This is a genomic window from Streptomyces sp. NPDC000348, assembly GCF_042898795.1.
GTDB lineage: Bacteria > Actinomycetota > Actinomycetes > Streptomycetales > Streptomycetaceae > Streptomyces.
Genome location: NZ_JBIAZD010000016.1, coordinates 39,060 through 58,970, shown reverse-complemented (window position 1 = coordinate 58,970; position 19,911 = coordinate 39,060). Strand labels below are relative to the sequence as shown.

Annotated in this window: 23 protein-coding genes; 15 read left to right on the top strand and 8 right to left on the bottom strand. The window is 71.0% G+C overall.

Annotated elements, in window-relative coordinates:
* Positions 1 to 46 precede the first annotated feature (46 nt).
* From ACFY3N_RS27130 to ACFY3N_RS27110, 5 genes are all read left to right on the top strand, one after another.
* Positions 47 to 298 (top strand): hypothetical protein, encoded by a 252-nt coding sequence (locus tag ACFY3N_RS27130; protein WP_390819360.1) that lies wholly within the window; start codon positions 47 to 49, stop codon positions 296 to 298.
* Between the two features lie 23 nt (positions 299 to 321).
* Complete coding sequence (locus ACFY3N_RS27125) at positions 322 to 771, top strand: TadE family protein (protein WP_390819359.1); 450 nt, start codon at positions 322 to 324, stop codon at positions 769 to 771.
* A complete protein-coding gene (locus tag ACFY3N_RS27120; protein ID WP_390819358.1) occupies positions 772 to 1,251 on the top strand; it encodes a TadE/TadG family type IV pilus assembly protein in 480 nt (159 codons plus the stop codon).
* Positions 1,252 to 1,301: 50 nt separating this feature from the next.
* The gene (locus tag ACFY3N_RS27115; protein WP_390819357.1) at positions 1,302 to 1,739 is read left to right on the top strand and encodes a pilus assembly protein TadG-related protein; all 438 of its coding nucleotides are present in this window, start codon (positions 1,302 to 1,304) and stop codon (positions 1,737 to 1,739) included.
* A gap of 386 nt (positions 1,740 to 2,125) precedes the next feature.
* Complete coding sequence (locus tag ACFY3N_RS27110; protein WP_390819356.1) at positions 2,126 to 2,353, top strand: hypothetical protein; 228 nt, start codon at positions 2,126 to 2,128, stop codon at positions 2,351 to 2,353.
* Positions 2,354 to 2,396: 43 nt separating this feature from the next.
* Here the strand turns inward: ACFY3N_RS27110 and ACFY3N_RS27105 are convergent, their stop codons facing one another.
* The 6 genes from ACFY3N_RS27105 to ACFY3N_RS27080 all read right to left on the bottom strand — a co-directional run bounded on the left by ACFY3N_RS27105 (position 2,397) and on the right by ACFY3N_RS27080 (position 6,547).
* A complete protein-coding gene (locus ACFY3N_RS27105; RefSeq protein WP_390819355.1) occupies positions 2,397 to 2,723 on the bottom strand; it encodes a hypothetical protein in 327 nt (108 codons plus the stop codon).
* Positions 2,724 to 2,749: 26 nt separating this feature from the next.
* Positions 2,750 to 3,355, bottom strand: coding sequence for a hypothetical protein (locus ACFY3N_RS27100; RefSeq protein WP_390819354.1), 606 nt, complete (start codon positions 3,353 to 3,355; stop codon positions 2,750 to 2,752).
* A gap of 31 nt (positions 3,356 to 3,386) precedes the next feature.
* A complete protein-coding gene (locus ACFY3N_RS27095) occupies positions 3,387 to 3,782 on the bottom strand; it encodes a hypothetical protein (RefSeq protein ID WP_390819353.1) in 396 nt (131 codons plus the stop codon).
* Positions 3,783 to 3,808: 26 nt separating this feature from the next.
* Entirely contained in the window at positions 3,809 to 5,389 is a 1,581-nt protein-coding gene (locus tag ACFY3N_RS27090; protein WP_390819352.1) for a putative T7SS-secreted protein, read from the bottom strand.
* Positions 5,390 to 5,483: 94 nt separating this feature from the next.
* On the bottom strand, positions 5,484 to 5,687 hold the full coding sequence (locus ACFY3N_RS27085; protein ID WP_390819351.1) for a DUF397 domain-containing protein: 204 nt from the start codon (positions 5,685 to 5,687) through the stop codon (positions 5,484 to 5,486).
* 8 nt (positions 5,688 to 5,695) lie between these two features.
* Positions 5,696 to 6,547 (bottom strand): helix-turn-helix domain-containing protein, encoded by an 852-nt coding sequence (locus ACFY3N_RS27080; RefSeq protein WP_390819350.1) that lies wholly within the window; start codon positions 6,545 to 6,547, stop codon positions 5,696 to 5,698.
* Between the two features lie 216 nt (positions 6,548 to 6,763).
* Between ACFY3N_RS27080 and ACFY3N_RS27075 the strand changes: the two genes are divergently transcribed.
* The 6 genes from ACFY3N_RS27075 (at position 6,764) to ACFY3N_RS27050 (ending at position 13,826) form a co-directional block, all read left to right on the top strand.
* The gene (locus ACFY3N_RS27075) at positions 6,764 to 7,189 is read left to right on the top strand and encodes an ATP-binding protein (RefSeq protein WP_390819348.1); all 426 of its coding nucleotides are present in this window, start codon (positions 6,764 to 6,766) and stop codon (positions 7,187 to 7,189) included.
* Positions 7,190 to 7,222: 33 nt separating this feature from the next.
* Complete coding sequence (locus ACFY3N_RS27070) at positions 7,223 to 8,104, top strand: hypothetical protein (protein WP_390819347.1); 882 nt, start codon at positions 7,223 to 7,225, stop codon at positions 8,102 to 8,104.
* 136 nt (positions 8,105 to 8,240) lie between these two features.
* Positions 8,241 to 11,195: a BTAD domain-containing putative transcriptional regulator gene (locus ACFY3N_RS27065; protein ID WP_390819346.1), complete on the top strand. Its 2,955-nt coding sequence runs from the start codon at positions 8,241 to 8,243 to the stop codon at positions 11,193 to 11,195.
* Positions 11,192 to 11,950 carry a prepilin peptidase gene (locus ACFY3N_RS27060; RefSeq protein ID WP_390819345.1) on the top strand — a complete coding sequence of 253 codons (759 nt, stop codon included), beginning with the start codon at positions 11,192 to 11,194 and terminating at the stop codon, positions 11,948 to 11,950. The genes ACFY3N_RS27065 and ACFY3N_RS27060 overlap by 4 nt, the downstream gene beginning before the upstream one ends.
* A 69-nt stretch (positions 11,951 to 12,019) precedes the next feature.
* Entirely contained in the window at positions 12,020 to 13,219 is a 1,200-nt protein-coding gene (mqnC, locus tag ACFY3N_RS27055; protein ID WP_390819344.1) for a cyclic dehypoxanthinyl futalosine synthase, read from the top strand.
* Positions 13,220 to 13,226: 7 nt separating this feature from the next.
* The gene (locus ACFY3N_RS27050) at positions 13,227 to 13,826 is read left to right on the top strand and encodes a hypothetical protein (protein ID WP_390819342.1); all 600 of its coding nucleotides are present in this window, start codon (positions 13,227 to 13,229) and stop codon (positions 13,824 to 13,826) included.
* A gap of 37 nt (positions 13,827 to 13,863) precedes the next feature.
* Here ACFY3N_RS27050 and ACFY3N_RS27045 read toward each other — a convergent pair whose 3' ends face one another.
* Positions 13,864 to 14,889, bottom strand: a complete 1,026-nt coding sequence (locus ACFY3N_RS27045; protein ID WP_390819341.1) for a chitinase — start codon at positions 14,887 to 14,889, stop codon at positions 13,864 to 13,866.
* Positions 14,890 to 15,076: 187 nt separating this feature from the next.
* Between ACFY3N_RS27045 and ACFY3N_RS27040 the strand changes: the two genes are divergently transcribed.
* The 4 genes from ACFY3N_RS27040 to ACFY3N_RS27025 are packed head-to-tail and all read left to right on the top strand — an operon-like array spanning position 15,077 to position 19,558.
* Complete coding sequence (locus ACFY3N_RS27040; RefSeq protein WP_390819340.1) at positions 15,077 to 15,448, top strand: hypothetical protein; 372 nt, start codon at positions 15,077 to 15,079, stop codon at positions 15,446 to 15,448.
* The gene (locus tag ACFY3N_RS27035) at positions 15,445 to 17,706 is read left to right on the top strand and encodes a bifunctional polysaccharide deacetylase/glycosyltransferase family 2 protein (protein ID WP_390819339.1); all 2,262 of its coding nucleotides are present in this window, start codon (positions 15,445 to 15,447) and stop codon (positions 17,704 to 17,706) included. Before ACFY3N_RS27040 ends, ACFY3N_RS27035 begins: the two co-directional genes overlap by 4 nt.
* Entirely contained in the window at positions 17,706 to 18,866 is a 1,161-nt protein-coding gene (locus tag ACFY3N_RS27030; RefSeq protein ID WP_390819338.1) for an acyltransferase, read from the top strand. Before ACFY3N_RS27035 ends, ACFY3N_RS27030 begins: the two co-directional genes overlap by 1 nt.
* Positions 18,863 to 19,558 (top strand): demethylmenaquinone methyltransferase, encoded by a 696-nt coding sequence (locus ACFY3N_RS27025; protein ID WP_390819337.1) that lies wholly within the window; start codon positions 18,863 to 18,865, stop codon positions 19,556 to 19,558. The genes ACFY3N_RS27030 and ACFY3N_RS27025 overlap by 4 nt, the downstream gene beginning before the upstream one ends.
* On the opposite strand, the gene ACFY3N_RS27020 is transcribed toward ACFY3N_RS27025, so the two are convergent.
* On the bottom strand, positions 19,545 to 19,886 hold the full coding sequence (locus ACFY3N_RS27020; RefSeq protein WP_390819336.1) for a PASTA domain-containing protein: 342 nt from the start codon (positions 19,884 to 19,886) through the stop codon (positions 19,545 to 19,547). The two genes, ACFY3N_RS27025 and ACFY3N_RS27020, sit on opposite strands and share 14 nt — an antisense overlap.
* Positions 19,887 to 19,911: the final 25 nt, after the last annotated feature.

Below are 19,911 nucleotides of genomic sequence, written 5' to 3'. Positions count from 1 at the left end.
CGTACGTCAGAACTCCCGTGAACCGAATTCGAGAGGACAACGCGTCATGAACGGACGTACCTTCCACACCGGCGTCCCCGCCGTGGACTTCCTGGTCACCTTCATGCGGGCCCGCGTGGAGCGCGCCCGCTCCGGCGAACTGGACCGCGGCGCCTCCGCGGTGGAGTGGGTCATCATCTCGGCGGTCGTCGTGGCGATCGTCGGCGTGGTGGCCGCGATCATCAACGCCGCGCTGAGCGAGGGCGCCAACAAGGTCGGCGACTGCATCAAGGGCGCCCAGGCGAGCGGCACCTGCTGACGGCCGTCACTTCTCTCACGGGGATGTCGGTGCGCGTACGCCGCTGGGTACGCCGACGGGTGGAGGCCGCCTCCGCCCGCGGCGATTCCGGCATGAGCGCGATCGAGTTCGTGTTCCTCACTCCCGTCCTGTTCTTCATGATCTTCGCGACGGTGCAGTTCGCGCTGTACTTCTTCGCCGATCACGTCGCCCAGGCGGCGGCGCAGGCGGGTGCGCGCAAGGCGCGTGCGACGGCGGACGCCCGGCCGGGTGGCTGGCGGGGCGAGGCGCGGGGTGTGGTGGACAGCTACATCCGGCAGCTCGGCCCGCAGCTGGTGCTGGGCCCCGACGTGAGGATGCTCCAGCCGGAGCAGAACACGGTGGGCGTGGAGATCACGGCACGCGTCCCGACGGTGTTCCCGGGGCTCGACCTGACGGTGCACGCGCAGTCGGTGGGGCCGGTGGAGCGGTTCGTGCAGGAGGGGGAGAACTAGATGGGCGTCCCCCTGTGGGACGGACGCGTCCTGCGGCCGGACGACGACCGGGACCGGGACCTGGACCTGGCCCGGAATCGGGACCGGAATCGGGACCGGGGTCTGTCCACCGTCGAGGTGGTCATCCTCGCGCCGGTGATGATCCTGTTCATTCTGGTGCTGGTGGGGTTCGGGCAACTGGTCGACGGGCGCGGCGCGTTGGACGGCGCGGCGCGTGACGCGGCCCGGGCCGGCTCGATCCAGAAGGACCACGGCACGGCGATGGCGGAGGCGCGGGCGGCGGCGGAGGCGAACCTCGCGGACGTCTGCTCCGGGCCGGTGACCGTCCTGCAGACCAGCCGGGGCTTCGAGCCGGACACCCTCTTCACGGTCGAGGTGAGCTGCGAGGTGCGGGGCCTCGCCATGCTGGGCCTGGACATCCCGACGACCCTGACCGCGAGCTTCAGCTCGCCGCTGGACCCGTACCGGAGGACGGCGTGAGAGCGGCACGTGTACGGACCCGGCTGACCTGTCGGACCTGTCGGACCTGGGTGTCGGACCGCCGTGCGCGGCTGGACGACCGGGGCTCGGGCGCCGGCGCGGTCATCATCTTCGCCCTCGTCTTCCTGTCCCTGGCGGCCTTCGTCATCGACGGCGGCATGTCCATCTCCAAGCGGGAGCGAGCGGCGGACATCGCGGAGCAGGCGGCCCGTTACGCCGCCCAGGACATCGACCGCGAGGCCCTCTACGACGACGTGGGCGGCCCGGCGCCGATCAACTACGAGAACTGCGACGCCCGGGTGAAGGCGTTCGCCCGCGAGATGGACATGTCCGGCCCGGACATCGCGGCGACGCACTGCGTGGCGGCGACCGCGCAGGCGGTGCAGGTCGAGGTGCAGCTCACGTACGCGCCGGTCTTCACCGGCGTGTTCTACGGCGGGGACGTGGTGGTGCGCGGGCAGGCGGTGGCGGAGAACGAGGTGGGCTGAGGCCCGCCCCCGCACCCGCGGTTGCGCCCGCCCCGAAACATCCCTCGGACCTGCACACCGTTCACCGGGCGGTCGCACGGAAAGGGAGAGGAATCGGACGGAAGCCGTGACGCGGTGCGGGAAACCGCCCGGAAAAGCGTCCGCGGGTGGCCAAAGGCTCCGGGAACCGGTGGGTAGCGTGAAGGCGCCGGGCCATTCCATGACCGGATTACCACACTGATGAATTCGGTGACGCTGAGGAAGCGTCCGTCAACTGCACGCCACTGGCCGGCCTTTGGCGGGCGTGCTTTGATCAGTGCGCACGGCTCGTCGGAGTGGGTCCCGGTTCCGGGCTTCCGGCGAACTCCCCGCCGCTGCGTTCCTCGCTACGAATGGAAAGGCCAGCCATGAACTTCGTCCCCCAGGTGGAAACGGCCGAGATCTCCGACGCGGACCTGGACAACATCTCCGGTGGGCAGTCCGTCTCCGCCGGCATCGACGCCGGTGTGGCCGTCGTCGCGGACCACGGTTCCGTCGGTGTGGGCGTGTACGCCGAGGCGGGCCCCCTCTGCGTCTCCGCCGGTCTCGGCGCCTCGGTGAGCCACGCGGCCACCGCGCACACCACGATGGTCTGAGCGCTGTACCGGGTCCCGGCCTGTTCGCAGGCCGGGGCCCGGCTCATTTCTTTTCGCGCTTGTCCTCGACCTTCATCTTCTCGTTGACCTGCTTGGTGAGTTCGTCCTCGAGTTTCTTGAACTCACGGACCACGGCGTCGGACATGTCGGCGAGCGCGTCGAGCTGCTGGGTGATGTCCTCACGGCCGTCCTCCCAGTTGGACTCGAATGCGGAGAGCGCGTCGTTGACGCTGCCGTCGCCGATGTCGTCCTTGTAGGAATCGAAGAGCTTCTTGGTGTGGTTCATCCGCGTCTTGAGCGACCGCAGGCGACGCCCGTAGTCCTCCATCTCGGTCAGCGGAAGCGCGAGATCGCTCTTTCCCTTGCCCATGTGGAACTCCCCTCGGCAGGCCGGGCCTAGACGAACCGGAATGTACTCGTCACCGCGTCGAAGACGTCGTGGAACGCCTCGGCGAGGTCGAGTACCGGGCTGGCTCCCGAGACGAGCACGACCTGGTCGCCGGTTCCCGGCACGGGGACGTACGTCTGGGTCAGCACCATACGCAGGGTACGGCTGTCGCCCTGGGCGACGGGGACGTCCTCGACGCCGTAGGTCCGCGCGGCGAGGCCGACCTCGGGGATCTCGACGGTCGTCACCTTGCGCCAGGCGTCGCCCTCACGGCGGGGTGTGACGGTCCGCAGGCTCTCGGCGATGGCGCGCGGGTCGGTGGACAGGGCGACACCCTGCCGGTTCCTGGCGCCGAGCACCGAGACCGTGACGGTGGCGGAGAGCGGCACCCCGTCGAAGTTCTCCGCCATACAGCCCAGGTAGACCGCACCGGAGTCGTGGGCGTCCTTGGCCATCCTGCGGAGCATGGTGGTCAGGTCGCCGCGGTAGGGGGCGAGTTCGGGGGTTTCCCGCACCCGTTCGTCGACAAGGGCACGGATGGTCGCTTCCCGCCCCTCGGGACGGATGGCGAACTCCCACCAGGAATCCGGAACCGCCAACGAAAAGCTCGGCATCGATGGAATCTTTCTGATTCGGTCCGGCAGCCTAGTCCAGGCTGATTCCGAGGTCCTCGGTCGAGATTTCGATCAGTCGGCTCTCCGGCACTGTCGGTGCCGCGTAATCCAGGGACCGGATGTGTTCGAGGAAATCGTCCGGAAGGGATACATGATATTTGGCGATGTAGTAGGGGAGGTCTTCCCGCCAGAGCCAGGTTCCGTCCGTGATCAGCGATCCGATGCCCGTCATGTTGGGTGCCTCGGGGTCCAGGACATCCGGTCCGGCGCTCATCTCGCTCCAGATTTCCGTTCCGCTCCTCAGATAGTCCAGAATCCTCCGCTCGTCTGGATGCCCGGAGGGCCTGACGGCGTCCTTGATGGACCCGTTCTCGGGAAGTCCCCATCCAGGTGACAGTTCAGTGAAGAATCCAACAGGCCGAATCATCGATACTCCTTGCAGCGCCGCTGTCCTCAGACCATGGGAAGGAAAGTGAGCCAGACTCCGCCGTCCTTGATGTGTGGTGTGAAGGGACCCTCGCCGTAGCTCGGGACGCCGACAGCGTTGGTCGGAGCCTTGACAGGAACTCCAAGGGAGTTCGCAAGGTTCTGAATCACCTGCGGCTGGGCGGCCCCTGAATGGCAGGTGAGCATCCTTATGGGTTCGCCGGTGTAGCCCGGTATTCGGTTGATTGTATCAAGAACGTGATTCGGGTGAACGATGTGACCCCCCGCCCTCGCTCCTGCGCGGTTTGCCTCACCGGCAATCATGAGACCGTCTCTCGTGCCGTGGATGATGACATCCTGATATCCAGGGAGTCGCTTCGCCACATCGAAGTTCCGCAGAGTGGCGGGATCGTAGCCAATGGCGGTTGCTCCGTCCTTGTGGTAAACCGGGACGTCTGAGGGGAGAGCGTCGTCGGCGGCCCGCCCAGGAGGGCCCACATGTAGGGAATCCGCCTTCCACCAACGGCTCTTCCCCATCATGCTGAAGGTGAGCAGCCGGACGTTCTTCAGTGCGCGGACGCTGTTGGCGAGGTTCTTGAGGCCACCGCCGATTCCCCCCATGAAGCCGCCACCGAGTGCCTTGAGGCCGCCGGCTTTCCACAGCTTGCCCAGCTTGGCGAGGCTGGTGAAGCCCTTCGTGGCGGGAATGCAGTCCAGGGCGGCCCACAGCAGGTCGCCCCAGCCCGCCTGGCCCTTGATCACTTTTCTTAACGTGTCGGCGAGTACGACGAGGGCGGCCGCGAAGACCAGCCACCCCAGGGGCCCGCCCACGATCATCACGATGATGCCGACGACCGTCACGACCCATTTGCAGACGGTGACGATCTCGTCCCAGTTGTCGGTGACCCAGTCGCCGATCTCCTCCCACCAGCTGCGGTTGGGGATGCCGGCGTCGGACGCCTCCCTCAGCTTGGTCACCGTGCGGCGGGCGGCCTCCTGCCGGAGGCCCTTCGCCTGGGCGGCGAGTTTCCTGGCCGCTTCGAGTGCGCTCTCGGCCGCCTCGACCTTCCGCTCGGCCGTGTCCTGGCGGGACTTGGCGTGCTGGGCGTTGCGCGTGGCGTGGCGGACCTCGTCCTCGTCGGGCTTGGGAATCTCCTTGCCGCCGCTCTTCGACGGGTCGTAGGAGTCCGCCTTCGCGGTGGCGGTGCGTACCCAGTCGTTGGCATCGGTCAGCGCCTGCTGGGCGGTGGTGAGTTCGGCGCGCGCCTTGCGGCCGTCCCGCAGTGCCTTGTCGGCCTTCTCCTGGGCGTCCTCCAGGTCCGGCCAGAAGCCGGCGAGGGCGTCACCCGCCAGGTCGTACGACTTCTTCAGCTTCCGCAACCGCTTGGGCGCGTCCGCGAACTCCTCCGCGAACACGTCGGCCGTCTTGCCGGCCCAGGAGAGGATCTCGTCCTCCTTGGCGATCCCCTTGAGGTCCCGCAGGGCCTCGCCCACGTCGTCGGCGAAGTCGTGGAGGACACCGGCGAGTTTCCGTATGCGCTGAGGATCGCCCGGAGTCGGGTCCTCCTCCAGGTCGAGTATGTGCCAGTCCGTCGGCCTGTGTGACACGTGTGTACCCCCGTAACGCCTGCACCGTCCGTGTCGGAACGCGCTGCGAACTTACCAGGAGTGATTCGAACGGGGGTGTGGCCGACCGCTCCGGTCATCGACTGGTGCGTGAGTCACCTGACTTGAGGGATTCGACGAAGGCGTGGAAAGCGGGGGACGGGAAGGAGAGGGGGCCGTGGGTGGGGTGTTTGGAGTCGCGTATGGCGACTCGGGTGTGCAGCGGTGCGATCTCCACGCAGGTATTGCCGTCGCCGCCGCCGGAGAACGAGGACTTCCGCCAGTGCAAGGGCTCGGTCATGGCTCGTCTCACAGTTCCTTCGTCACGTGGTGGATGAAATCCAGCGAAGCTGCGGGATCCAGCGACGCCCGCTCCACTTTACGGAACAGTGTTCGAAGTTGGTTCAGCTGAGGTTCCGCGTCGATGAAGGCGGTCCCGGTGGGGAAGTCCCTCAGCACGGTGTCCAGTTGGGGCAAGGGGCCGCATGCGTGCATCATCGAGGCGTCGGCACCCGCGAAGCCGTCCTGATCGGTGGGGATGACGCGCACGGTCGCGTGACCGTCCTCGATCTGCGTCAGGATCTGGCGGAGTTGCGCCTGGGTCACCCGGCGGTCGGCCACGCGGACCCGGAGGGCGAACTCGTGGATGATCGTCTCGTACGGTGTCGGGTTGTCACCCCCGATCACGGCGCGCCGTCTCATCCGGTGTTCGACGCGAGGTGCCAGTTCGCTCTCGGGCAGGCCCGGCATCATGTAGGTGTACACCGCGCGGGCGTAGTCAGGGGTCTGAAGCAGCCCGGGAACGTGCGTGATCACGATCTCGCGCAGGGCCGTGGCATGGTGCTCGACCTCGGCGGTGTCCAGGAACACCGGAGGCAGTACTCCCCGGTACTCCTCCCACCACCCGTGCGTGCGGTCGGTGGCCATCGTGACGAGCGCGTCGATCAAATCCTCGTCCGTGCAGGCGTAGTGCGCCGCGAGGCGACGCACGCGTTTGGCGCTCACGCCCGCGACGCCGGACTCGATCTGGCTCATCTGCACGGAGTCGGCTCCGAGCAGCTCCGCGGCCTCCCTCGACTTCATGCCCATCGCCTCGCGCAGTTTGCGCAGCTCGGCGCCCAATCGCACCCTGCGGGCCGTGAGATGTCTCTTCGGCGGCAACCCCTGCCTCCTGGTCTCAAGTGCCTGGCCCACGTACCTCGTTCGAGGGTCAGAATACGGCAGGCGCTTGCGACTTCCTAAAGTTAGGAAATACCGTCGGTGATGTTCCGCACACGGTGTGGAACCGTCTGATGCCGGAAGTGCACCGCTTCGTCGTGCCTTGGCGGAGCGGCGGTGCCACCGGCCGACATCCCTTTCTCCGAGCGGAGTTCACTCATGCCCGAAAGCGAGTCCATCGACCCGGCGACCCCGTGGGAGTACACCTTGTCCATCCCCAACGACCCACGAGCCGTGACCATCTGCCGCCGCACCCTCCGGCTGATCCTCACGATGCACGGCCTGATCGGCCTCGTCGACACCGCCGAACTGCTGGCCACCGAGCTGGTCGCCAACTCCGTACGGCACACCAAAGGGCCGGCGGCGCTGCGCGTGCGCTGGGCGGACGGTGTGCTGCGGATCGGGGCGTGGGACACGGACCCGGAACCGCCCGGGCCGCCGGGGCGCTGGGAGCGGCTCGCCGAGGCGGAGGAGGGGCGGGGGCTGGCCCTGGTGCGGGCCTGCGCGGACCTGTGGGGCTGGCAGCCCCACGCGAGGGACGGCAGCCGGGGCAAGTACGTGTGGTGTGACCTCGTCGCGGCCTGACTCGTTAATCGTGCCGACCAGGAAGGAGAGCTGATGGTCAGCTCGTCGCACGAGGCGCTGCACAGGGTCTTCCAGAAGGACCCCGCGCTGCTGACGCGGGCATTGCAGCGTGTGTTGAACATCCACTTCCCCGAGCCGCGAGAGTTCGCGGTGCTGAACGCGGACCTGACCGAGATCGAGCCGGTCGAGCGGCGCGTGGACACGCTGATGCGCGTGGAGACGGATCAGGGGACGTACCTCCTGGTCGTCGAGGCGCAAGGGAAAGTGGACGAAGCCAAGCGGGGCAGCTGGGCTTACTACCTGTCGTACTTGTATGCGAAGTACCGTTGCGAGCCGGTTCTCATCGTGATCACTCAGAGCAGGGCCACGGCGCGGTGGGCGGCTCGGCCGATCAGGCTCGGACTGCCCGGCTGGCACTCGCTGACCGTTCGGCCACTTGTGCTGAGCCCGGAGAACGTTCCGGTGATCACGGACGAACAGGAGGCGGAGCGGGATGTGCCGCTTGCGGTGCTCTCGGCCATGACACATGGCCGGGGAAAGCGGGCTGCCGCCATACTGGAACCGCTGGCTACCGCCTTGCGGACCATGGACGCCGAGAGTGCGGCCGTTTTCGTTGCGTTCGTCGACTCGTGCCTGATCGATACCCAGGCCAAGGAAATCTGGAGGGACCTGATGGCGGCGATCCACTACTTCTTCCGGCACCCGGTGGCGGAACAGGTGCGCGAGGAGGGCCGGGAGGAGGGCCGGGTCGAGGATCGTGTCGCGATGACGCTGCGCATCCTGGAGTGGCGGGGAATCCCCGTGCCCGATGTCGTACGGGAGCGGGTCCAGGCCTGCACCGACCTCGATCAGCTCGAGCTCTGGGCCCAGCGGGCCGTTCACGCCACCCGGGCCGAGGACCTGTTCGGCGGTTGACCGGCCGATCCGCCGGTGCGGTCCGGGAGGTTGGGGCGGGAGGAACGGCTTTGGCCTTCGACTGCGGCCATTCGAGTCAATAAGATCCCCGTAGGCTCAGCAGACCCTCCTCCCACACGACCCCAGGACACCCGCCATGCCGCGACGCCGCAGTCCCAGCCCGTCCAGCTCGACGGCTCCGAGGAACAGGACGCCGCAGCCGGTGCGGGTGCGGCGGCGGTCGTTCGGGGACTTCGTCAAGGCGTTCCTCGCCTTCGTGGCGCTGCTCGTGCTGCTCGTCGGTGTGCCGTACGCGTTGGCCGTCACCGCCGGCTGGCCGTTCCCGAAGACGTTCGAGCCGATGGACTGGCTCAGGCAGGACGTCTCCGTCGAGACCTTCCTCGGCATCCTCACCTTCGTCGTCTGGCTCGCCTGGGCGCAGTTCACCGCGTGCGTGCTGGTCGAGATGAAGGCCGCGCTGTCCGGGGTCGGGGTGCCGGGACGGGTGCCCGGGGCCGGGCCCAGCCAGCTGCTCGCCCGGCAGCTCGTCGCCGCGCTGCTGCTCGTCGGCGCGACCGCCGCCGGTTTCACCCCGGGACTCGGCCAGCTCGGGCAGAGCCTCGAGGGCAACCAGCGGCCCGCCGTGGCCGCCGCCCAGCAGACCCCCGGCTTCTTCGCCCAGCAGCAGGAGCAGGCGGCCGGCGCCGCCGCCGCGCTTGCCGAGCAGGCCTCGCACGCCGAGGCGGCGGCGAGCGGCAGCAGCGCCCAGCAGCAGGGCGACACGAAGTTCTACCGGATCCAGCCGCCCGAGGGACGCCACCACGACTCCCTCTGGGAGATCGCCGAGCGGCACCTCGGTGACGGACGCCGGTACAAGGAGATCTTCGAGCTCAACAAGGACCGTACGCAGCCCGACGGTTCCAAGCTGTCCGAGGCCAGTCTGATCCGGCCCGGCTGGATCATGGAGATGCCCGGCGACGCCCGCGGCGGCGACCTCGTCGAGATGCCCGACGAGGCGCCCGAGGTCTCGCCCGAGGTGCAGCAGCAGATCCGCGACTACGACAGGACCGGGGACCACGCGCAGGGCGGTGGCGGCGGCAGCGGTGCCGCCCAGGTCTCCGTTCCCGAGCAGCGGCCGGCCCCCGCGCCCGCGCCCGCTCCCGCGAACGAGGACGCCGGTCAGCGGCAGGAGCGGCAGCACGCCGCCCCCGTCCAGGAGTCCTCCTCCTTCGGTCTCCCCGAGGCCCTCCTCGCCGCGCCCCTCCTCGCCGCCGGTCTCCTCGGCGCGCTCGGGCACCGGCGCCGGCAGGCGCTGTGGCAGTCGGCGTTCGGCGGCGTCGGCGGGCGGCGCGGGATGGAGCCGCCCACACCGGCCGGGGACGCCCAGGACGTCCAGGACGCGCTGCTGGTCGGCGCCGACCCCGAGGGCGTACGGCTGCTCGACCGGTCGCTGCGCGGGCTCGCCGCGTCCCTCGCCGCCGAGTCCCGTCCGCTGCCCACCGTCTACGCGGCCTGGCTCAGCAACGGCGACCTGCACCTCCAGCTCGCCCAGCCGTCCGGGAAGCCGCCGGCGCCCTGGCGGCTCGGGCAGGACCAGACGTTCTGGATGCTCGCCAAGGACGACGCCGAGCGGTACGAGGACGCCGACACCGCCGCCCCCTACCCCGGCCTCGTCAGCCTCGGCACCATGGACGACTCGCGGCTGCTGCTCAACCTGGAGTCCGTCCCCGGCATCGTCTCGCTGAGCGGCGACGAGGCCGACCGGGCCGCCGTGTTCGCCTCCGTCGCCGCCGAGCTGGCCACCAACGGCTGGTCGGACCGGATGACCATCACCCTCGTCGGGTTCGGCGAGGACCTGACCCCGCTCGCGCCCAACCGACTCCGCCACCTCGACGGCATCGAGGCGCTGATCGAGACCATGGAGGCCGAGACCCGGCAGCGGCGCGGCGCGCTCGGCGCCGCCGGGCACGACTCCGTGCTCACCGGGCGCACCGGGCCCGCCCAGCACACCCGTTGGGCCCCGCACCTGGTGCTGCTCGCCGCCGAGCCGTCCGCCGAGGAAGCCGTCACGCTCGCCGAACTCGCCGCCGACGCCAGCCGCCTCGGCATCGGCTACCTCGTCGGCACCGGCGGCGGCGATCTGCCGGGCGCCGCCTGGGAGATGGAGATCACCGGCGAGGGCAAGCTGCTCGCGCCCCTGCTCGGACTCGAACTCGACGCCCAGCTCCTGCCCGCCGCCCAGCAGCGCGCGGTGGTCGAGCTGTTCACCGACGCCGATCCCGAGCGCGGACCCGACGGGCCCGGCGCCACCCCGCCGTTCCTCGTCGACATCAGCGAGCAGGGGCGGCCCGCCGTCTACGCGCGCCTGGTCGGACCGTACGAGATCATCGGCCTCGACACCCCGGACGGCGAGCGCAGCGCCCTGCTCCACGAGGCGCTCGCGCTGCTGCTCCTGCACCGCGAGGGCGTGCACCCGCGCGTGCTGTCGTCCGCGCTGTGGCCGCGCGGGGTCACCGACGACGTGCGCGAGGCGCTGATCGAGCGGCTGCGCGCCTGGCTCGGCGCCGATCCCGACGGCACCCCCCGCCTCGGCACGGACTCCACCGGGCGGCTCACCCTCGCCAAGTCCGTCGTCTCCGACCTGGACGTGCTGCGGTCGCTGTACCACGAGGCCACCCAGGGCAAGGGCGTCGACAGCCGGGCCGTGCGCGGCCGGCTGCTCACCGACGCGCTGGTGCTGGTGCGCGGTCCGCTGCTCGCCGACCGGCCCGAGGGCCGCTACCGCTGGCTCACCCACGAGATCGTCGACGCCCAGCTCCCGCTGCTCGTCGCGGACACCGGCCTCGCGCTCTCCGAGTTCCACCTGGAGAAGAACCGCGCGGAGAAGGCCATCGAGGCGCTGAACGCCGCGCTGCGCACCGCCCCGGCCGACGAGCGGCTGTGGAACGAACTGCTGCGCGCCACCCACGCCCTCGACGACCCCGAGCGGCTCACCGCCCTCGCCGCCGACCTCGTCGGCCGCAGCGGCGCCCGCGGACTGCCGCCGCGCACCGAGGCGCTGCTCGACGAACTGCTGCCGGCCTGGCGCGACACGGTCGCGGCGGCGGGATGAGCGACCACCTGAGCGAGCATCTCAGCGCCCACCTGGACGTCTGGCTGATCGCCGCCGCCGCGCTGTGGGGCGCGGCGGCCGGCGCGGTGCTGCCCCGCGCGGCCTACCGGTTCTCCGCGCCGGCCGGCGAGGCGTGGCACACCGAGTGCCCCGGCGGGCACCCGGTCGGCGGCTGGCTCGGACGGGCCCGGTGCGGGTCCTGCGCGGGACCCCCGTACGGACCCGGCGCGGCTCCCGTCGTCGTCACCGCCCTCGTCTGCGCCGCCCTCGCCGCCGCCACCGGCACCCGGCCCGAGCTGGGCGTCTGGCTGCTGCTCGCGCCCGTCGGCGTGCTGCTGGCGGTGGTCGACCTCCGGGTGCAGCGGCTGCCCGACCCGCTCACCCTCCCCTTCGCCGGGACCGCCCTCGCCCTGCTCGGCCTCGCCGCCCTCGCCCCCGAGCACGCGGGGGAGTGGACCACCGCCCTGCTGGGCGCGCTCGCGCTGGGCGCCGGCTACTTCGTGCTGTTCCTCGTCAACCCGGGCGGCATGGGCTTCGGCGACGTCAAGCTCGCGCTCGGCGCGGGCGCCGTCCTCGGCTGGTACGGCTGGCCGACCGTGATGCTCGGCACCCTCGCCGGGTTCGTGCTCGGGGCGCTGTACGGGGGTGCGCTGGTCGTCGCCCGGAAGGCGGGCCGCAAGACGGCGATCCCGTTCGGGCCGTTCCTGATCAGCGGTGCCTTCGCCGGGCTGCTGATCGGGGCCTACGCGGCCTGACGTCGGCCGCCCACAAGCGCTGGCGTACGCTGGATCGGTCCGTCCACAACCCCTCCGAAAGGGACGCCGGTGACCGAGAAGGCCGACCTTCAGACCGTCCTCGACCGTGCCGCCGCCGGTGGGCGGATCACCCCCGAAGAGGCCCTCGACCTCTACCGCGACGCCCCGCTGCACGCGCTGGGCGCCGCCGCCGACGCCGTGCGCAGGCGCCGGTACGCCGGTACGGAGCACATCGCGACGTACATCATCGAGCGGAACATCAACTACACGAACGTGTGCGTCACGGCGTGCAAGTTCTGTGCCTTCTACGCGGCCCCCAAGGACACCGCCAAGGGCTGGACCCGCGACCTCGACGACATCCTGCGGCGCTGCGCCGAGACCGTCGAACTCGGCGGTACGCAGATCATGTTCCAGGGCGGTCACCACCCGGACTACGGCGTCGAGTACTACGAGGAGCACTTCGCCGCCATCAAGAAGGAGTTCCCGCAGCTCGTCATCCACAGCCTGGGGGCGAGCGAGGTCGAGCACATGGCGCGGATCAGCGGGGTGGGCGTCGACGAGGCGATCCGGCGCATCCACGCGGCCGGGCTCGACTCCTTCGCCGGAGCGGGCGCTGAACTGCTCCCCGCCCGTCCCCGCAAGGCCATCGCGCCGCTCAAGGAGTCCGGGGAGCGCTGGCTGGAGATCATGGAGATCGCGCACAACCTCGGTGTCGAGTCCACGTCCACCATGCTCATGGGGACCGGCGAGACCAACGCCGAGCGGATCGAGCACCTGCGGATGATCCGTGACGTGCAGGACCGCACGGGCGGCTTCCGCGCGTTCATCCCGTACACCTACCAGCCCGAGAACAACCACCTGAAGGGCCGCACCCAGGCCACCCTCTTCGAGTACCTGCGGATGATCGCCATCGCCCGCCTGTTCCTCGACAACGTGGCCCACATCCAGGGCTCCTGGCTGACCACCGGCAAGGAGGTCGGCCAGCTCTCCCTGCACTACGGCGCGGACGACCTCGGCTCCATCATGCTGGAGGAGAACGTCGTCTCCTCCGCCGGCGCCAGGCACCGCTCCAACCGGCTGGAGATCATCGACCTGATCCGCAAGGCGGGGCGGGTCCCGGCGCAGCGGTCGACGACGTACGAGCACCTCGTCGTCCACGACGACCCGGCGAACGACCCCGCCGACGACCGCGTGGTCTCCCACATCTCCTCCACCGCCATCGAGGGCGGCACGGCCCACCCGGAGCTGAAGCTCCTGGCGTCCAACTGACGTACCCGTGCTGACCCTTCACACCGCCGACGCCTCGCCCGAGATCGCCGTCGTGGTCGACGGCGCGCACATCGCCGCCGTCGGCCCGTACGAACAGCTGGCCGCCGGTCATCCGGGCGCCCGGCTGCGGCGGTGGCCCGGCATCCTGACGCCCGGTCTGCTCAACCCCTACGGTCCGGAACTGCTGGAGCAGGCGTACCACCCCGACCCGCGCGAGGCGGACCGGCTCGGTACCGAGCCGGTGTTCGGGGAGCGCGCGCGGGCACTCCTGGCCGCCGGACCGTCCGCACGGGGCGCCAGCGCACGCCGCGGAGTGCAGCGCATGCTGGCGCACGGAACGGTCGCGGTCGCCGGTGAGCTGCGCGGCCGCGAGGCCCTGGACGCGGTGCGCAGGGCCGGGCTCGCCCTGGCGGGGCGTCCGGCCGCACTGCCCGGACCCGCGGCGCTCTCCCCGGTTCCCCTCGTGCTGCTGCCGGGCCTCGGCGCCGGGAGACCCGCGCGGTTCGCGGTGTTCGACGTGCCCGACCGGGACGCCCTCGTGCGGGACGGCGCGTCCACGTGCGTGGCCACCGTCGTGGGCGGCCGCCTGGTGTACCGGCGGCGCTGACCTCGTGGCGGCGCCGGACCCCGGGCGGCGCCGGCCCTCACCCCGCGAACGCCTCCCCGAACGCGCCGTCCTCCTGCTCCACCCCGCTGCAGTCCGTCAACGGGTCGTCCGCGGAGGCGTCCTCGCCGCACGGCCGGTCCCGGAACGTCGACCACATCGACACCCACGCGATGCCCTTCTCCTCCGCGAAGGCCCGCACCTCGGCCGCGTCCGCGAGCGTGAGGGTCTCCCCCTCCACGTCGTTGACGCCGATCATCGAGGTGAGCGCCATGCCCCGCCAGGCATCGGCCTCCGACAGCCCGAAGACCTCCTGGAGCTGGGCGTTCGCCGCCTCGGCGGAGGTGAGGGCGTACTCGCCCATGTCACCGTCGTAGGACTCGCCGTAGTTCATCGTCATGAGGTTGACGGTGGAGACCTGGACGCCGTGGTTGTTCGCGGACGCCAGCAGGGCCAGCCCGTCCTCGTCGAGCCCGGACGGCATGACCGGGAGCGTGAACGTCACCTCCAGGTCCGTACGTTCCTCCTGGAGCAGCGCGATCGCCTCCGAACGCAGGTCCACGGAGGCGGAGTCGGCGAGTTCGTCGCCCTCGATGTCGAAGTCGGCGCGGGTGGCGCCGGCCGCGTCCAGCGCGGTGCCGTACGCCTCCGCCAGCTCCGCCGCGGTGTCGCAGGTGGCCGCCAGTTCGTCGCCGGAGGCGCCGCCGAAGGAGACGCGGACGTCGGCGCCGGACCCGGTGAGCCCCGCGATCCGGGACGTCACGGTCGCGTCGTCGATGTCCTGGGTGCCGTTCCAGTACGGGGTGCAGCCGCTGCCGGAGGAGATCACGAACGCCAGGTTGTACGTCGTGGGGGAGCCCGCCGAGTCGGTGCCGGAGGCCGCCGAGGCACTGACGTACGGGGCGTACGCGGTGACCGGCGCGGACGACGACGAGGCCGAGGGGGCGGGATCCGCCGGGGCCGCGTCCGTCGTGGTGTCCCCGGCGGAGCAGCCGGCGGTGGCCGCGACCAGGGCCAGGGCCGGGAGGAGGGCGAGCCCGGCAACGGACTTCAGTGGACCGCGCATCGTGCTCGTTCCATTCGTGAGACGTCGGGTGGACGGCCAACGTGGCACACGGGTCTGTGTGCTTTCTGAGGATGTACGCCCGGTTCCCGGATGATTCTCAGGGGACGGAGAGGTTCGCGGCCTTCCCACGGGAGACTCACAGGGAACGCCGGGTTTTCCCTACGCAACGGCCTCTACCGTCCGGGCCATGCATTCCGATCCCGCCATCGAGAGCCGCGCCGCCGCGCGCGGCCGTCGCCGCAAACGCCCTGACGGGCCCGGCGAAGGACCCGTCTTCGTCGACTCCTCCGGACGCCGGGCCAGGCTGCTGCGCCGGATCGGTCTCCTCCTGGGGACCGTGTGCGCCGGATACGCGGTCGTGCTGGGTATGGCCTTCATGGGCATCGGCACCTCGGTCACACCGGCCTCGCTGCTGCCGTTCGGGGTCGGACAGGGACAGGCCGGTCCCGGTGGCGGCGCGGGTCCGCAGGGCGGGGCGGCCCCGACCGGCGCACCGCCGTCCCCGCCGGCCGGCACCCCGAGCGCCACCACCGTACCCACCCCCTCGGCGACGTCATGACCGCCGCGCCCCCCGCGCGCGGCCGACGCCGCGCCCCCACCCGTATCGAGCGCGCCGCCGGGCGGGCCGCCGCGCTGCACCGGCCGCGGGTCCTCCTCGCGCTGCTGCTCCTGCTCGCCCTGACCTGCGTGATGCTGCTCGACGGCTATCTGCGGGCCGAGGTCGGTGACGACCAGCGGGTCCGCACCGGGGCCTCGTCCTCCGAGGTGCCCGACGAGGTCCTCGACGGCGGCCCGATCCTCAGCTTCCCCGGCGGGCAGGCCGAGACCACCTCCGTCCCGGACAAGACGATCGTGCTCACCTTCGACGACGGACCGGACCCCACCTGGACACCGGAGGTCATGGAGGTGCTGGAGAAGTACGACGTACCCGGCACGTTCTTCGTGGTCGGCTCGATGGTGTCGCGCTACCCCGACATCGTGAGGGACCTGGTCGACCAGGGCAACGAGATCGGCGTCCACACCTTCACCCACGTCGACCTGTCGTACCAGAGCTCCGCCCGCGTCACCCGCGAGATGGAGCAGACCCAGCTCGCGCTCGCGGGCGCGGCCGGGATCACCTCCACGCTGTTCCGGGCGCCGTACTCCTCCAAGCCGGACGCCATCGACAACTACAGCTGGCAGGTCTACCAGCAGCTCGGCGAGGAGGGGTACACCAGCGTCTTCATCGACACCGACAGCGAGGACTGGAAGGAACCGGGCGTCGCGAAGATCGTCGAAGGGGCCACCCCGGAGGACGGGGAGGGCACCTCGGTGCTCTTCCACGACTCCGGCGGCGATCGCACGCAGACCGTCGAGGCGCTGGCGGAGTACATCGAGAACATGCAGGCGGAGGGCTACACCTTCACCACCGTCAGCGGTGCCCTGGCCGAGCAGCGGCAACAGCAGCAGCCCGCCGGGGCCGACGGATCCGGAGCGGGCGGGCTCGCCGCCGGCGCTCCGTCCGGCACCGGCAGCCAGCTCCAGGCCTCCCACCGCACCGCCACCGGCACGACCCTCTACGAGGGCAAGGCGCTCATCGCGGCCGTCACCGTCGCCGAGTGGACGGTGCCCGCGCTCTCGGCCGGCCTGGTGATTGTGGGCGTGGCCGTCATGGGGCGGTTCGGTCTGATGCTCGTCCTCGCCCGGCGCCACTACCGGCAGCGCAACAGACGCCGCTTCAGCTGGGGGCCGCCCGTGACCCGGCCGGTCAGCGTGATCGTCCCGGCGTACAACGAGAAGGAGTGCATCGAGAACACCCTGCGGTCGCTGGCCGGGAGCACCCATCCGATCGAGATCGTCGTCGTCGACGACGGATCCACGGACGGCACGGCGGAGCTCGCCGAGGCGCTCGGCCTGCCCAACGTCCGGGTGATCCGGCAGGAGAACGCGGGCAAGCCGGCCGCCCTGAACAACGGCATCCGCAGCGCCCGTCACGACATCGTCGTGATGATGGACGGCGACACCGTCTTCGAACCGGACACCGTGGGCCGTCTGGTGCAGCCCTTCGCCGACCCGTCGGTGGGCGCCGTCGCGGGCAACGCCAAGGTCGGCAACCGCTCCACGCTCATCGGCGCCTGGCAGCACATCGAGTACGTGATGGGCTTCAACCTCGACCGGCGCATGTACGACCTGCTGCGCTGCATGCCGACCATCCCCGGCGCGATCGGCGCCTTCCGCCGCGAGGCGGTCCTGGAGGCCGGCGGCATGAGCGAGGACACCCTCGCCGAGGACACCGACATCACCATCGCGCTGCACCGCGCGGGATGGCGGGTCGTCTACGAGGAGCACGCGCGCGCGTGGACCGAGGCCCCCCGGTCGCTGCGGCAGCTGTGGTCGCAGCGCTACCGCTGGTCGTACGGCACCATGCAGGCGCTGTGGAAGCACCGCAAGTCCCTGACGGACAAGGGGCCCTCGGGACGGTTCGGGCGGGTCGGCATGCCGCTGGTGGTGCTCTTCCAGGTCGTCACGCCGGTGTTCGCGCCGCTCATCGACGTGTTCACCGTGTACTCGATGCTCTTCGTCGACTTCCGGGCGGCCCTGCTGGCCTGGTTCGCCGTCCTGGGCGTGCAGCTGGTGTGCGCCGCGTACGCCTTCCGGCTCGACCGGGAGAAGTACCGGTACCTGCTGATGATGCCGCTGCAGCAGCTCGCGTACCGGCAGATGATGTACCTCGTCCTCATCCACTCCTGTGTCACCGCCCTGACCGGTGGCCGGCTGCGCTGGCAGAAGCTGAAGCGGACGGGCGAGGTCGGGATGCCGGCGGGGACGGGCGGCTGATGGGGGCGCACCGCAAGGGGGCCGCACGGGCCGCACGGGCCGGACGCCCGGAACCGGCGGCCGCGCCGACCGCGCCGACCGCGGCGGCCCCCCCGACCGCGCCGGCCCCGGCGGCCCGCGACGGGTACTTCGACCTGCTCCGTGCGGTGGCCCTCGTCCGGGTCGTCGCGTACCACACCTTCGGCTGGGCCTGGGCGAGCATGGTCTTCCCGTCGATGGGGGTGATGTTCGGACTGGCCGGCACCCTGATGGCCAGATCGCTGCGGCGTCCCGCGCTCACGGTGATCCGGGGCCGCGTCCGCCGCCTGCTGCCGCCGTTCTGGTTCTGGGGCTTCTTCGTGGTCACCGCGATGCTGGTGCACGGCTGGATGCCGGGATGGCAGATCGTGTACTGGATCGTGCCGCTCGGCGACCCGCCGGGCAGCGCCTGGGCCGAGCAGGCCTGGGACATCGTCTGGTACCTGCGCACCTACCTGTGGTTCGTGCTGCTCTCCCCGCTGCTGCTGCGGGTGTTCCGGCTCTCCCCGGTCGTGGTGCTGGTGCTGTCGCTCGTCCCCGTCGTCGTCCTCACGTACGGGTGGCAGCCGCCGGAGGGCCGGCTCGGCAGCGCCCTCACCGACCTCGCGACGTTCCTGTTCTGCTGGCTCCTCGGCTTCGCCCACCACGAGGGGGTGCTCGCACGGCTGCGCCCCCTCGCCGTCGGCGCGGCGTCGCTCGCCGCGCTCGCCTACGGCGGCTGGTACGCCCTGGCCCACCAGTCCGCCTACGGCGGCACCTACGACCTGGACGACAACCCGCTCGCGCAGGCCTTCTGGTCGGCCGGGTTCGTGACGCTGCTGATGTACGCCAAGGAGTACCTCCCCGCCCGGCCGGCGAGGGCGTCCCGTTCCCGCCTGGTCACCGTGTTCAACGCGCGTGCCGTGACGATCTACCTCTGGCACGAACTGGCGCTGATCCTGGCCGTGCCGCTGATCGACCGGTTCTGGGAGGTGCCCGCGTTCGAGGCGCATCTGCCGCTGGAGAGCCAGTGGTTCCTGTTCGGCGTGGGCTGGGTCCTGATCGCGGGCTTCGTGCTCGCGTGCGGCTGGGTCGAGGACGTCGCCGCACGACGGAAGCCGACGCTCCTGCCGGGCGGGCGGGCTGCAAGAATGAGCACGTGACCCGCGCATCCCTGGACAAGCAGCCGCACGAAGTCGCCTCGATGTTCGACGACGTCGCGGAACGATACGACCTGACGAACGACGTGCTGTCCCTCGGTCAGGACCGGCGATGGCGCAAGGAGGTCGCGAAGGCCGTCGACGCCCGGCCCGCGCAGCGGATCCTGGACCTGGCGGCCGGCACGGGCACCTCGTCGATGCCCTTCGCCCGCGCCGGCGCCTACGTCGTGCCCTGCGACTTCTCGCAGGGCATGCTCCGGGTCGGCAAGCGGAACAACGTCTGGCTCCCGTACACGGCCGGCGACGCGACCCGGCTGCCCTTCAAGGACGACGTCTTCGACGCCGTCACCATCTCCTTCGGGCTGCGCAACGTGCAGGACACGGACGCGGCCCTGCGCGAGATGCACCGGGTGACCCGGCCCGGCGGGCGGATCGTCATCTGCGAGTTCTCGCACCCCACGTGGGCGCCGTTCCGCACCGTCTACACCGAGTACCTGATGCGGGCGCTGCCGCCGGTCGCCCGGTCGGTGTCGTCCAACCCGGACGCGTACGTCTACCTCGCCGAGTCCATCCGCGACTGGCCCGACCAGCCCGCGCTCGCCGGACGGTTGCGGGGCGCCGGCTGGTCGAAGGTGGCGTGGCGCAACCTCACGGGCGGGGTGGTGGCGCTGCACCGGGGCTTCAAGGAGAGCTGAGCACCACCGGGTGGGGCGGGGCGGGTTCCTCCAGTTCCCGTTGGAGCCCGCCCGCGGGCGGCACCGGCCCGCGCGGCTCGCGCACCCCGCCGCCGCCCTCGCCCTCGCCGGGGTCCAACCACACGTGGACCACGGAGTCCCGCGGCACCTCGGTGCCGGGCTGCGGATACTGGCGTACGACGTAGTCGACGACGGCGAGCCGGAAGTCCGGCCGGTCCGGGGCGTGCACGGACAGGCCCCGGGCCCGGGCCGACTCGCGCGCGTCCACGGCCATCAGCCCGACCAGACGCGGCACGCGCACTTCGGGCGTCGGTGTCCTGGGTGTCATGCGCACGGACGTCACCCCCAAGCGG

Coding starts and splice junctions, on each gene's coding strand:
- ACFY3N_RS27130 (WP_390819360.1), top strand. CDS start 47: ATGAACGGACGTACCTTCCACACCGGCGTCCCCGCCGTGGACTTCCTG.
- ACFY3N_RS27125 (WP_390819359.1), top strand. CDS start 322: ATGTCGGTGCGCGTACGCCGCTGGGTACGCCGACGGGTGGAGGCCGCC.
- ACFY3N_RS27120 (WP_390819358.1), top strand. CDS start 772: ATGGGCGTCCCCCTGTGGGACGGACGCGTCCTGCGGCCGGACGACGAC.
- ACFY3N_RS27110 (WP_390819356.1), top strand. CDS start 2,126: ATGAACTTCGTCCCCCAGGTGGAAACGGCCGAGATCTCCGACGCGGAC.
- ACFY3N_RS27105 (WP_390819355.1), bottom strand. CDS start 2,723: ATGGGCAAGGGAAAGAGCGATCTCGCGCTTCCGCTGACCGAGATGGAG.
- ACFY3N_RS27100 (WP_390819354.1), bottom strand. CDS start 3,355: ATGCCGAGCTTTTCGTTGGCGGTTCCGGATTCCTGGTGGGAGTTCGCC.
- ACFY3N_RS27095 (WP_390819353.1), bottom strand. CDS start 3,782: ATGATTCGGCCTGTTGGATTCTTCACTGAACTGTCACCTGGATGGGGA.
- ACFY3N_RS27085 (WP_390819351.1), bottom strand. CDS start 5,687: ATGACCGAGCCCTTGCACTGGCGGAAGTCCTCGTTCTCCGGCGGCGGC.
- ACFY3N_RS27075 (WP_390819348.1), top strand. CDS start 6,764: ATGCCCGAAAGCGAGTCCATCGACCCGGCGACCCCGTGGGAGTACACC.
- ACFY3N_RS27070 (WP_390819347.1), top strand. CDS start 7,223: ATGGTCAGCTCGTCGCACGAGGCGCTGCACAGGGTCTTCCAGAAGGAC.
- ACFY3N_RS27065 (WP_390819346.1), top strand. CDS start 8,241: ATGCCGCGACGCCGCAGTCCCAGCCCGTCCAGCTCGACGGCTCCGAGG.
- ACFY3N_RS27060 (WP_390819345.1), top strand. CDS start 11,192: ATGAGCGACCACCTGAGCGAGCATCTCAGCGCCCACCTGGACGTCTGG.
- ACFY3N_RS27045 (WP_390819341.1), bottom strand. CDS start 14,889: ATGCGCGGTCCACTGAAGTCCGTTGCCGGGCTCGCCCTCCTCCCGGCC.
- ACFY3N_RS27040 (WP_390819340.1), top strand. CDS start 15,077: ATGCATTCCGATCCCGCCATCGAGAGCCGCGCCGCCGCGCGCGGCCGT.
- ACFY3N_RS27035 (WP_390819339.1), top strand. CDS start 15,445: ATGACCGCCGCGCCCCCCGCGCGCGGCCGACGCCGCGCCCCCACCCGT.
- ACFY3N_RS27030 (WP_390819338.1), top strand. CDS start 17,706: ATGGGGGCGCACCGCAAGGGGGCCGCACGGGCCGCACGGGCCGGACGC.
- ACFY3N_RS27020 (WP_390819336.1), bottom strand. CDS start 19,886: ATGACACCCAGGACACCGACGCCCGAAGTGCGCGTGCCGCGTCTGGTC.